At 69.2% G+C, this 12,692-nt stretch carries 8 protein-coding genes; all 8 read left to right on the top strand.

Features of this window, described 5'->3' with window-relative positions; genetic code table 11:
- The first annotated feature begins 29 nt into the window (after positions 1-29).
- The 8 genes from KBI44_11435 (at position 30) to KBI44_11400 (ending at position 12,573) form a co-directional block, all read left to right on the top strand.
- A complete protein-coding gene (locus tag KBI44_11435) occupies positions 30-1,343 on the top strand; it encodes an amidohydrolase family protein (protein ID MBP9145089.1) in 1,314 nt (437 codons plus the stop codon).
- A gap of 75 nt (positions 1,344-1,418) precedes the next feature.
- On the top strand, positions 1,419-2,663 hold the full coding sequence (locus KBI44_11430; GenBank protein MBP9145088.1) for a hypothetical protein: 1,245 nt from the start codon (positions 1,419-1,421) through the stop codon (positions 2,661-2,663).
- Between the two features lie 83 nt (positions 2,664-2,746).
- Entirely contained in the window at positions 2,747-4,027 is a 1,281-nt protein-coding gene (locus tag KBI44_11425) for a hypothetical protein (protein ID MBP9145087.1), read from the top strand.
- Positions 4,028-4,105: 78 nt separating this feature from the next.
- Positions 4,106-4,672: an RNA polymerase subunit sigma-70 gene (locus KBI44_11420; protein MBP9145086.1), complete on the top strand. Its 567-nt coding sequence runs from the start codon at positions 4,106-4,108 to the stop codon at positions 4,670-4,672.
- Positions 4,669-7,461, top strand: coding sequence for a serine/threonine protein kinase (locus KBI44_11415; protein ID MBP9145085.1), 2,793 nt, complete (start codon positions 4,669-4,671; stop codon positions 7,459-7,461). Before KBI44_11420 ends, KBI44_11415 begins: the two co-directional genes overlap by 4 nt.
- A 50-nt stretch (positions 7,462-7,511) precedes the next feature.
- Entirely contained in the window at positions 7,512-8,882 is a 1,371-nt protein-coding gene (locus KBI44_11410) for a phosphomannomutase/phosphoglucomutase (GenBank protein ID MBP9145084.1), read from the top strand.
- Positions 8,883-9,176: 294 nt separating this feature from the next.
- On the top strand, positions 9,177-9,683 hold the full coding sequence (locus tag KBI44_11405) for a hypothetical protein (GenBank protein MBP9145083.1): 507 nt from the start codon (positions 9,177-9,179) through the stop codon (positions 9,681-9,683).
- Between the two features lie 241 nt (positions 9,684-9,924).
- On the top strand, positions 9,925-12,573 hold the full coding sequence (locus KBI44_11400) for a serine/threonine protein kinase (protein ID MBP9145082.1): 2,649 nt from the start codon (positions 9,925-9,927) through the stop codon (positions 12,571-12,573).
- Positions 12,574-12,692 lie beyond the last annotated feature (119 nt).

Raw genomic sequence — 12,692 nt, 5'->3', positions numbered from 1 at the left:
TCGCCACGAGGATCTGTTACCGTCCCGTGATGCGAGCCCATCTGCGAACCCTGGCCTGGATCGCCGCCGCCACACTCGCCCCGTCGACAGCCGCCAGCGCTGCAACCGCCTCTCCTCTACCAGCAGCTTCTTCTCGTATCGCTGTCCGCGCCGCCCGTTTGATCGACGGGCGCAGCGACCAGGTGAAGCAAGACGCCGTGGTCGTCGTCGAAGGCGAGCGGATCGTGGCGGTCGGCGGAAGAGAGCTCCTCACGCCGGGGCTCGAGACGCTCGACCTCGGCGACGCGACGCTCCTCCCGGGGCTCGTCGACGCGCATTCGCATCCGCTGATCACGGTCGACGACTACCAGATCGACCATCTCAAGCACTCTTCGGCGTTCAAGGCGTTGCGCGGCATGAAGGCGGTGCAGGACAACCTGCGCGCCGGCTGGACGACGCTGCGTATCGCGGGGGACGCCGACGTTGCCTACGCTGTGACCGACCTGCGCAAGGCGATCGACGCCGGGCTCTTCCTCGGGCCCCGGCTCACCGGCGCGGCCCACTACCTCTCGACCACCGGCGGCGGCGGCGACATCAACTTCCTCGCGCCCGAGGTCCGCGTCGCGGCCGACGGCCGCATCGCCGACGGCGTCGAAGAGGTGAGGAAGGCCGTGCGCGAGGAGATCAAGTACGGCAGCGACTGGGTGAAGCTCCTGGTGACCGGCGCCTTCATGTCGGCCGGCGACCGACCGCAGGATGTGCACTTTTCCCCGGAGGAGCTCCGCGTCGCCGTCGACGAGGCGAAGCGCCACGGCGTCCCCGTGATGGCCCACGCCCACGCCACCGATGGGATCAAGGCCGCGATCCGCGCCGGCGTGCGCTCGATCGAGCACGGTACCTTTCTCGACGACGAGGCGATCGGCATGCTGGTCGAGAGCGGTGTCTGGCTGGTCCCGACGCTCTACATCGGCGACTACTACATCGAGCACGGCGACCCGACCGGCGCGCAGGCAAAGATGATCGAGCTTTCGAAGCGTTACAAGGACGAACAGTACGCCTGGGTCGGCAAGGCGATCCGCGCCGGCGTGAAGATCGCCGCCGGCAGCGACTTCGGCGGCTATACGCAGGAGATCAATGTGGGCGAGATCGCGGCGCTCCACCGCGCCGGCATGACGCCGATGCAGGCGATCCAGGCGGCGACCCGCGTCGGCGCCGAGCTCCTCGGCTGGGAGGATCGGATCGGCACGCTCGAACCCGGCAAGCTCGCCGACCTCGTCGCCGTCCCCGGCGACCCACTGGGCGACCTGGGCCTCCTCACCCATCCGAGCTTCGTCATGGTCGGCGGAAAGCGGGTTCCGCTCTAGGTTCGGCGCAAGATTCCCTCAGGCCGCTGGCGGGATCCACCGACCGAATCCGTGGGAGGTTGCAGGAGGCTTCCCATGAACCGATGCATCGCGCTCTCTCTCGGACTGTCGCTTGCGCTGTCCACCATTTCTCCCGCCCAGCCGCTCCCGATCGGCGGCGAAGTGACGGTGAACGCCACCGTCGCGGGCGAACAGACGTCGCCCGACATTGCGGCCGACGGCGCCGACAACTTCCGCATCGTCTGGAGCACACAGGTGGGCGATCCGGCCCATTGGGATGTCCGGATCCGCCGCCTGCAGGTCAACGGGTCGCTCGGCAGCGACTCTCTGCTCTCCGAGACGACGACCCTCGACCAGAAGTCCCCGAGCGTCGATTCGACCGCTGGCGGCGACTGGGTCGCCAGCTGGTCGACCGATCAGGCAGCCGTCGGAGTCGACTTGCCGTTCGGGCGTTGGACCACCGCTGGCGGCACGATCCTCGGCGCCGAATCCCAGTTCGCAGTCGACTTGCCGGCAGACATCTCCTTCCCGGCGGTGGCCGCGGTGGGCGACGACTCCTTCGTCGGCGTCTGGCGCAACGAAAGCGACGGCAATTCCATCGAAGGCAGATTCCGCGACCGTTCCGGGGTTCAGTTCGCCGGCTCGGCCATAGCCGCGAGTGCGCCAGGCTCGGCTCCGGATGCTGCCGGCCTCTACGGGGATCAATGGGTGGCCGTCTGGCACGCGAGCGACGGACAAGGGAGCGGCGCCTACTTTCGTTGCCACGAGCTCGCCCTCGCGCTCGAACCCGGGACGATTGCGCACGCCGTCGTGACCGGTGACCAGACCTTTCCCGCAGTAGCGTCGGACGGCCAGTTCCGCTTCGTCATCGTCTGGCAGCACGAGCTCGAGATCCGGGCGCGGCTCTTCACCATCGACGGAGGGGGGACCGATTGTGCGCCGATCGGGAACGAGTTCACCGTCAGCACCCCGGGTGAGCCTGCGGCCTTTCCCCGTGTGGATATGGCGGCCGACGGCGCCTTCGTGGTGGTCTGGTACTCGCAGGAGTTCGACGCCGACAACGGCATCGCCGCCCGGGAGTACACCAAGGTGGGATTACCGGCCGGAGCGCCTTTTGCCGTCAACGCGACAACCCTCGGTGTGCAGGCGAACCCCGCGGTCGCCATCTCCGCCGGAACCTTCGGGGCGGTCTGGACGACTCCCGACAGCGGCGCCGCCGGGCCGCGTAACATCGTCGTCCGCCGCTTCGCACGCCGGGTTGTCTTCACCGACGGCTTCGAGTCCCTCGACTTCACGGCCTGGAGCGCGGTCACGCCATGACCGCTCGTTCAGGGCTCTCCTGGCACCTCCGTCCTGGCGGGATCGCCCGCCCGAATCCGTGGAGCGAGGCAGGAGGGTCTTCCATGAACCCCATTGCTTCCATGAATCCCATTGTTTCCTTGAGTCCAATTGCTGCGCTCCTGTCCGGTCTGTTCCTCGCATCCGCCGCCCTGGCGCCGGCCGCCGCTCAGCCTCTTCCGCTGGGCAGTGCCACGATCGTCAACACGGAGCTCGACTTCGAGGCTCGCTGGGCGCGCGTCGGTGCGGCCGACAACGGCGCCTTTCGGATTGCCTGGTATCAGTCCTTCGTCACCAACGCGCAGGACATCCGGAGCCGCCGCCTTCAGGCCAACGGTACCTTTGGGAGCGAGTCGACGCTCAATGCGGTCGTCGCCGGCAACCAGAATCGGCCGGACCTCGCCATGAATGGAAGCGCCGATTGGGCGGCCATCTGGTTGAGTCTCGAGCCGCTCGGTCCCGGCAACGGAAATCACCTCTATGCGCGGCGAACGTCCGCCGACGGGACCCTTCTGTCCGGAGAGCTGGCGATCGATGATCCTCTCGAGACGGCATCCGTTGCCTTTCATGCCGTGGACATCGATGCCAACGATGAGATGGTCGTGGCCTGGTCGGCCTGGAGCGACACGGTCTGGTTCGAGCGCTCGACACCGGCCGGGGTGGGGATGGGCGAGTTTCCGGTGGGCATCAGCAACTCGGGCGATCGGGATGTCGCCGTCGCGGCCCTGGGCGACGACCGGGCGGTCGTCGCCTGGACCGACTTCGACGGCGAAGGCAAGGGAGTCGCATTGCGCTGTGTGACCGATACGCAGGTCTTCGGACCTGCAATCCCGGTCAACCAGACGACTCAGGGCAACCAGTACGGCCCCCAGATCGCCGCCGCCGCGGACGGGCACTTTGCCGTCGTCTGGTACACATCCATCGGCGACTTCCACCTTCGAGCCCGCTTCTTCGATCGCGACTGCGACGCCCTCGGCCCGGAGTGGGTCGTGGACGATGCGCCGACCATTCCGAGTTCGGGCTTCCGGATCGGCATGGCCGCCGACGGTGCCTTCGTCGTGGTGTGGGACATTCTGCAGTCTGCGAACGACATCCTGGCGCGGGAGTTCACGAAGTCGGGCCAGCCCGTGGGAAGCTCGTTCTCCGTCCTCGGCGCGGCGTTTGGCTCCCCCGAGCGCCCCGACGTGGCTGTGGGGCCGGCGACTTTCGCGGTGGTCTGGAACGCTCCCGATTTCGGGCTCGACGACAGCGACGACGTCCTGGTCCGCCGGTTCGCCCGGCGCGTCCTCTTCACCGACGACTTCGAGTCCGGCGGCGATGCCGCCTGGAGCGACGTCGTCCCGTGACGCGTTCCCGGACCGGCTCCCGCCCGGTACGGCGCTTTGATAGCGTCTGCCGAAATCGCCGGGGGAAGCCAGAAATTGATGACCGGGGGCACTGTCGAGCTCGACAGACTCTTCTCCGCCTATGGCTCTGGGGACAGTAGCGCCTTTCCGGCGCTGGTCGAGCTGCTCTACGCTGAGCTCAAACGCATCGCCCGCTCGCAGCTGCGGGCCGGGCGCCCGGCAGGACTCGAGACCACCGCGCTCGTGCACGAGGCCTATATGAAGCTCGCCGCGAGCGCAGCGACTCCGGCGCGCGATCGCGAGCACTTCTTCGCCGTCTGCGCGCGCGCCATGCGGCAACTGGTGATCGATCAACATCGCGCGGCGAACGCCGGCAAGCGCGGCGAGGGGATCGTCCACCTGCCGCTCGATACAGGGGTCCACATCCTGGACGTCGGCGCCACGGACCTCGAGCGGGTGCACGACGCGCTCGAACGCCTCGAGGAGATCAATCCCCAACTCGTCCGACTGGTCGAGCTGCGCGTCTTCGCCGGTCTCACCGAAGCCGAAACCGCCGCCACGCTCGGCCTGCCGCTGCGCACGGCCCAGCGCGAGTGGCAACGCGCCCGCGCCTGGCTGCGGCTCGACCTGGAAGCGTCGAGGTGATCGGCGACCTCGACCTCGAGCGCGCCCGCCGGGCCGACCGGCTGTTCGCCGAGTTGCTCGATCTCGACGAAGTCCGGCGCGGCGAACAGCTGGAGCTCCTGCGCGGGGAGGACGCAGCCGTCGCCGCCCTGCTCGACCGGCTGCTCGACGCCGCCCGTTGCGGCACCGAAGCCAGTCTCGACCAGGCTCTCCGCCAGGGTGCCATCCTCGCGGCGCGCGCCCGTCCCGAAGCCGCGGACGCGTTTGCCGCCGGCTCGCGCGTCGGCGCCTGGAGGATCGTCGAGCCCCTCGCCCGTGGCGGCATGTCGCGCGTCTTCGTCGCCGAGCGTGTCGCGGGAGGATTCCGGCAGCGGGCAGCCCTCAAGCTCTTCGAACGCTCCCCCGATCGCGACTCCGAGCTCGTACAGCGCTTCGAGCAGGAGCGCCAGATCCTCGCGACGCTGGCCCATCCGAACATCGCTCGCGTGCTCGATGGCGGCGTCGCCGACGACGGGCGGCCGTACCTCGTCCTCGAGCTCATCGATGGCGAAGCGATCGATCGCTGGTGCGCCTCCCGGAACCCGTCGCTCACCGAACGGCTCCAGCTCTTCGCCACCGCGGCCCGGGCCGTGCAGCATGCGCATTCCCACCTCATCGTGCATCGCGACCTCAAGCCGTCGAATCTCCTCGTCGACCGGTCCGGCGTCGTCAAGCTCCTCGATTTCGGCATCGCCAAAGTACTCGCGGGCTCCCGGGCACTCGACGGTCTGGAGCTCTCGGCGCCCGAGACGCGCACGACGACCCGGCCGCTGACTCCGGCCTATGCCTCGCCCGAGCAGATCCGCGGAGAGCCTGTCCAGACCGCGTCGGACGTCTACCAGCTCGGCCTCCTGCTCTATGAAATGCTCGCCGGCCGGCCGGCGCACCTCTTCCGGGAGGACAGCTGGCGCGAGCTCGAACGTGTCGTCTGCGAGGCCGATCCGCCGCCACTCGCGCCGTCGAATCGCCGGAGCCAGCCCGGCGCAGGCGGCACATCGACCGGGCTCGCCCGGATCCCCGCCGACCTCGAGACCATCGTGCGCAAGGCGCTGCAGAAGGACCCCGAACGCCGGTACGGCTCGGCCGATCGCCTGGCCGACGACGTCGAACGCTTCCTGGCCGATCAGCCGGTCCTGGCGCGACCCGACACCATCCGCTATCGCGCCCGGAAGTTCGTTCGGCGGCACCGGTTGGCGGTCGGCTCCGCCAGTCTGGTCGCGCTGCTCGTGCTCGCGGCAACGATCGTCGTCCTGCTGCAGTCGCGACAAGTCGCCGCCGAACGCGATCGCGCGCGGAGCGAAGCGCGGCGCTCCGAAGAGGTCTCGCGCTTCCTCGTCAGCATCTTCCGCGCCTCGAGCCCGCTCGAGAACAGCGGCGAGGACCCGACCGCCGGCGAGCTCCTGCGCCGGGGCGAGGAGCGCCTGGAAGGCGAGCTCGCCGACGAGCCCGCGCTGTTCGTTCCGATGATCCTGCAGATCGCCGAGATGAACTACGGGCTCGGTCACTGGTCGACCGCCGAGAAGCTCGCCCGGCGCGGTCTCGAAGTGACCGCGCGCCTGCCGAACAGTGAGCTCTTCGAGGCGCAGGCCCTTTACGTTCTGGCCGTGGTCGCCGACGTGCGCGGGGAGACTGCCGCTGCGGAACCGCTCGCCCGGCGCAGTGTCGATTTGCGCCGACGTCACCTGGATCCGGGCCATCCGGACCTCCCGCGCGCCCTGACCGTGCTCGCCGAGATCGTGGGCGCGCTCGACCGTCCGGCGGAAGCGGAGGAGGCGATCGCCGAAGCGCTGGCGATCCTCGAAGCGCAGCCGGAGGTCGAGCCGCGTGCACTCGCCGGACCGCTTCAGGTCCTCGGGCTCGCGCATCTCGCGCAGGACGAGTTCGAGCCCGCCGAAGCGGCCACCCGGCGAGCCTTCGATCTCGCCGTCCGCGCCTATGGCGCCACCGACCCGCGCACGAACTGGGTGCGCAGCAATCTGGCGCGCGTGCTCGAGGTCCGCGGCAGGACCGAGGAGGCCTACGAGCTCTTCTCGACGGCCCTTGCGATGCGCAAGAAGCTCCTCGGCGAGGACCATCCGCGCTACTCGGTCGCGCCGCTGAACATGGCCCGGATCTGTCTCGTCGTCGGCGAGGTCGACACAGCCGAGACGCTGGCGCGCGAGACGCTTGCCGCGCGCGAGAAGCAGCTCGGAGAAGAGCACCCGGATACCGCCGCCGCGCGCACCCTGCTCGCCACGGTCGAGCGCGAGCAGCTGCGGCCCGACGCGGCGCTGCGCAATCTCGTCCTCGCCGGAGACGGGCTGCGACGCGCTTTTGGAGAGAGTCACCGCCGCTATCGCCTCAACGAGCTGCACCGGGGCCACGTTCTCGTCGACCTCGGGCGACTGGCGGAAGCGGAGACCCTGCGCCCGCTCGCGGAAGCGGTGGCGGCCCGGGGCCTCGCGAGCGATCAGGTTCTCGCGGCGCTCCTGCTCGGCCGCATGGAGCTCGCGGCGGGTCGCGACCGCGCCGCCCTCGGCGAATTCGGACGCGTCGTGGAAGCCCAGCGCCGGCTCGGCGACGCCCGCCTCCGCCCGGCCCTCGAGGCCCGATTCCTCGCCGCCTTCGCCCGCGCCCGCCTGGCCGGGGCCGGCGAGGCCGACCCGCCCGGACAGGAGGGGCCTCTCCCGGGGCCCGCAGCGGCCGCGGCGGAGCTCCGGCCGGCGACACCGCGCCTCGAGCAGATGATCTCCCGGCATCTCGCGGCGCTCTCGCTGTCGCCGAGTCCCTGATCCCCCGCTGATAGGCTTGGAGCTCCACGACTGAACCCGAGCGAGGACTTATGGCAGGCATCTTCAAGGCATACGACGTCCGCGGCATCTATCCGACGGAGCTCGACGAGAGCACGGCCCGCAAGATCGGGCAAGCGTTCCGCACTGTCCTCGACGAGGACGATCTCGCGAATTCCAACAGCGTCGTGGTGTCGCGCGACATGCGGCCGTCGTCGGTGCCGCTCGCGCGGGCGCTCATCGAGGGGCTGACTGCGGCCGGCCTCGATGTCATCGACATCGGTCTCGCCACCACGCCGATGAACTACTTCGCCATCGGCCATCTGAAGACGGCGGGCGGCGCGCAGGTCACAGCGTCGCACAACCCGGCGCAATACAACGGGCTCAAGTTCAGCAAGCACGAGGCGCGGCCGGTCTCCGGCGATCACGGCATCGCGCTGCTCGAGAAGTTGGTCAAGAACAACGAGCTCCCGGCTTCGACCCGGCCCGGAACGGTCTCGACCGCCGACGTCTCGGCCGCATATGCGCAGCACGTGCTGTCGTTTCTGCGACCAGCCGCGGGCTCCGCGACCGCTCGCCGTCTGAAGGTGGTCGTCGACGCCTCGAACGGCATGGCGGTCGTCGACCGCGCGATCTGGGATGCCCTCGGGATCGAGCTCGTGCCGCTCTACTTCGAGCTCGACGGATCGTTCCCGAATCACGAGGCGAATCCGCTCAAGCTCGAGAACCTCCGCGACCTGCAGGCCAAGGTGCGCGAAGTCGGCGCCGATCTCGGGATCTCGTGCGACGGCGATTTCGATCGCGCGGCGTTCATCGACGAGAAGGGCGAACCGGTCGGCAGCGATCTGACGACGGCGCTCATCGCCGGCGAGCTCCTCGAGCGCGAGCCGGGCAAACATGTGACCTACGACCTGCGCTCGTCGCGCGCCGTCGCCGAGTGGATCCGCGAGCACGGCGGCGTGCCGGTGCGCGAGCGCGTCGGCCACTCGTTCATCAAGGCAACCATGCGCGGCAATCACGGGATCTTCGGCGGCGAGCTCGCCGGTCACTACTACTTCCGCGACAACTTCTATGCCGACTGCGCGATCCTCGCGGTCGTCGAGGTCCTCAATCTCCTCTGGCATTCCGGGAAGAAGATGTCCGAGCTCGTGGCGCCGCTCCTGCGCTACGCCAAGAGCCCCGAGACCAATTTCGAGGTCGAGGACAAGGCCGGCAAGATGCGCCAGCTCGCGGCAGCGTACCCCGAAGGCGAGGTCGACTGGTTGGACGGCATCACCGTGCAGTTTCCCGACTGGTGGTTCAACGTCCGGCCGTCGAACACCGAGCCGCTCCTCCGCCTGGTGGTCGAAGCCCGCACCCAGGCCGACCTCGATCGCTACTTCGCCGACCTGGTCGCAAAGATCGGGCACCCCGTCGACCACTGACGTCACGGCGGTGGTCGCGTGCTCCGGCACTCGCGTCGCGGTGAAGCGGAGGTAGGAGCTTCTCTCGCTGCTGTACCGACGAGGGGTGGCTGGCGAAAGTTGGGGACATATTGCGGCCGCTCGGGAGCTCAGGCGGCCCACGGGCGCTGAAGCCGCTATGTGTCCCCGGAACCGCTAGGAAGCGGGCCAGACAGGACCCCGAGCAATCCCCTGTCCCGGGCTCGAGCCGTTTCGAAACTCGCCGCCCCCAACTGCCGTAGGGATCCTCAGGAGCATTTCTCGGAGGATTCGACCATGCGCACCCGCCCCCTGCTCGTCGCCGCCCTGCTGACCCTGCCTTTCGCCCTCGCGCCCGTTCCGGCGCTGGCCGACAGCCCGACGCTCCGGATCGATATCGACAGCGAAGAGGGCGAGGACCTCCACATGACCTTCGGCGGCGGCCTCCTCAACGGCATCGTCCGCGCGATGACGCCGATCGACATCGAGTGCGACGACCACGACGACGATCCCAAGATGCGCTCCCTCTACCTCACCCTCGATCGCGGCGGCGACGGCACGCGCGGCAGCATCTGGGACGACGAAAAGCGGATCGACGCCCGGCGCGCCGGCAAGCTCCTCGAGATGAAGATCCGCGAAGAAGACGGCGACACAGTCGATCTCACTCTCCCCTGGTCACTCGCCCGCTGCGTCCTCGGCGGCGAGGACCTGTCGCGTAGGGAGATCGATCGCGCCCTCGAGGCCGGGACCTTCTCCATCCGCGTCCAGGACGAAGACAGCAACGTCCACATCTCGCTGCGCTGACCGCCGCCCGCGAATCGCGGGCTGCGAATCGTAGGATGCGTTGAGCCCAGCGAAACGCATCGATCGCCGCCTGAACAGCCACCCCCGGAACGACCCGGAGAACGAACGGCCTTGGCCGCTCCCCTCCAACCCTCCGCCCGCCCGGCCCACCCCGCCGGTCGGGTGGAGTCCCTCGTTTCCCAGCTAGACTTCGTCGCATCTTAACCACGGCGCCGGCAACACCGGCTGTACGAACGATGCGATGAGCCAGAACCCACGCACGGAGAGCGTCGGACCGGGCGGCGAGAGGCCGCCCGGACGCATCGAGCTCCTCGCCGGCGGCACCGAGCTCGCCAACCGCTTCGAGGTGCGCGAGGTCCTCGGCACCGGCGGGTATGCGGTGGTCTACCGCGCCTTCGACCGCTTCCTGAAGCGCGAAGTCGCGCTCAAAGTCCTGCGCCGCGACCGGCTCTCGCCTGGGGCGCTCCTGCGCCTGCGGCGCGAGGCTGCGATCGCCCGCGACGTCGTCCATCCGCGCATCGTCCGGGTCTTCGACATCGAGGAGGCCGGCGAAACCGTCTTCCTCACCATGGAGATCGTCGAAGGGGGCTCGCTCGGCGATCGCCTGACGCGCCATTCCTCGGCGAATCCGGTGGCCATTGACGACGCCGTGAAGTGGGCGTCGCAGGCGCTCGAAGGGCTCGCCACCCTGCACACGATGGGCATCCTCCATCGCGACATCAAGCCGGGCAACCTTCTCTTGACCGCGGACGACGAGGTGAAGCTCTCCGACTTCGGCTTGGCACTCCATCTCGAGCGCGACGAGACCCGCGCCACGACCCACGAATCGGTCCTCGGCACGCTCGAGTACCTCTCGCCCGAGCAGGCTCTCGGCCAGCCGGTCGACGCGCGCTCGGACCTCTACTCGCTGGGCGTCGTGCTGTTCGAGATGGTCGCCGGGCGGCTGCCGTTCGTCACCCAGTCGTCGCTGGGGTCGCTCCTCGAACGGCTGCGCCAGGACGCGACACCGGACCTCGCCGACCTCCGCGCCGACACCCCCGCCTGGCTCGCCGCCGTCGTCCGGCGCCTGCTCGAGCGGGATCCGTTGCAGCGCTACTCTTCCGCCGCCGCCGTGCTCGCCGACCTCGAATCCCGCAGGGTCCGCTCGCGCTTTCGCCCGCGCCGAGGCCTCTGGCTGGCAGCGACGCTCGCCGCGCTCGGCCTGGCGGCGACGAGCTTCTGGGTTCGCCAGTACAACGCCGCGCGCTTCTCCCACATGGTGGTGGATGGCAATACCGGAGTGCGGGCCGTCGACCGCAGCGGGCGGACCCTCTGGCAGCGGGACGATATTCGTCCGCAGGGGAACTTCGTGCCCTTCCGCGCGGCCGGCGGCGATCTGCGGCTGGCAGCCTTCCTCGGCGGGGCGTTCGAGCCGCTCAACCGCTCCACCAGCATTCTTCACTTCCTCGATCCGCAATCGGGGGCGAAGATCGAGGAGGTCCTGGTCCCTTCGTCGGCCCTCCAGTTCGTCGAGTTCTCGGATACCTATGGCTTCACGATCAATCGCTGTGACCTGGACCGCGACGGCATCGACGAGCTGGTCCTCAGCTTCACTCACGATCCCTACTACCCTGGCTATGTCGTGCTCTACGAGCCCCGCCTGCGCCGCTCACGCACTCTCCTCGTGAGCGCAGGTCACCATCGCTTCGCCGGCGCCACCGATCTCGACGGTGACGGACGCGACGAGGTCCTCCTGCTGGGGATCAACAACCGGATGGGGTGGAGTGCCGGCATCGCCGCGGTGCGGATCGATCCGCCGCTCGACGATCCAACCCTGGACCGGCGCTCCGGGAGCGCGGTCTACGCTCCGGACCTCGCGGACATCGGCGGTTCCCTCCAGCCTCTCTACTGGTACTCGTTGCTGCCCTCGAACCAGCGTTTCGTCGATCAGTTCGCGATCAGCATCGATCCGATCCGGCGCCAGCTTTCGCTGCAGAAGCAGGACGGCTCCGGCCCGCTCGTGCTCGACTTCGACGGCTTCCTGGTCGACCTCCCTTCCGGGCTCGCACCGGCTCGCCGTCGGCAGCTGCGCGACGCGGCCTGGAAGGGCATGCGCGAAGGCGCGCGCCTGCTCGCCGCCGGCGACGCCGGACTCGCCGTCGTCGAGCTCGAACAGGCTGCCGGCGCGGCGCGCGCCGCCGGAGTACCGGCGCTCGAGGAGTGGCTCGAGCGCCTGCGTGCCCAGGCCCTCCTCGAGGGGGGTGAGACGGCCAAGGCCCTGGCGCGCTACGACGCGCTCTGGTCCTCCTCGCACAACGCGCCGGAGATCGCCTTCGATGCGGCGCGCTACCTGCACTCCCAGGGTCAGCTCGACCTCGCGGCCGCCTGGTACCGGCGCGGGCTGGGGGCCGGAGCTTCGCTGACTCTCGGGCGTTCGCGGATCTTCACGCTGCGCGGCCTCATTCTCGTTCTCGGCGAGCGCGGGCAATGGCAACAGGCACTCACCGAGCTCGACCGGTTCGCGCAGGCCTATCCCAATCAGGAGGCCGCTCCCGAACGCGCCTTCGTCGAATGGCGTGCCGGCCGGCCACCTCGTCCGGATGTGGTATTCGCTGCCAGCGGCTTCCAGGACCTGCACCGCTACTGGTGGTACGAGCTCCGCCTGGCGAGCGGAGAGGACCCCGCGATGCTTCTCGCCGAGCTCCGCGCGGGGCGTTCGGCGGTTTCGGAGTACGGGCCGCTCTTCGACGGCCTCGCAGGCCACCTCCTCGCCCAGAACGGGAGTTCCCGCGAGGCCTTGCCACGGTTGCGAGCCGCCGCCGAGGACGCCCGTCGCCTGCAGCGCACCGACCCCACCTACCGCGTCCACCTGGCGATCCTCGAAGACCGCCTCGCCGCTCTGACCCCCTGACCCCTCACCCCAAATATCCAAATGTAGGATGCGTCGAGCGAAGCGAAACGCATCGATCGCGTCCCGGACCTGATCGAGTTCCCTCTCGCGGCCTCCAGATTGCTGGCGAATAGCCCACA

This window comes from Thermoanaerobaculia bacterium, assembly GCA_018057705.1.
In the GTDB taxonomy this organism is placed as follows: Bacteria; Acidobacteriota; Thermoanaerobaculia; order Multivoradales; family JAGPDF01; genus JAGPDF01.
This window is presented reverse-complemented; position numbering and strand designations above follow the sequence as displayed.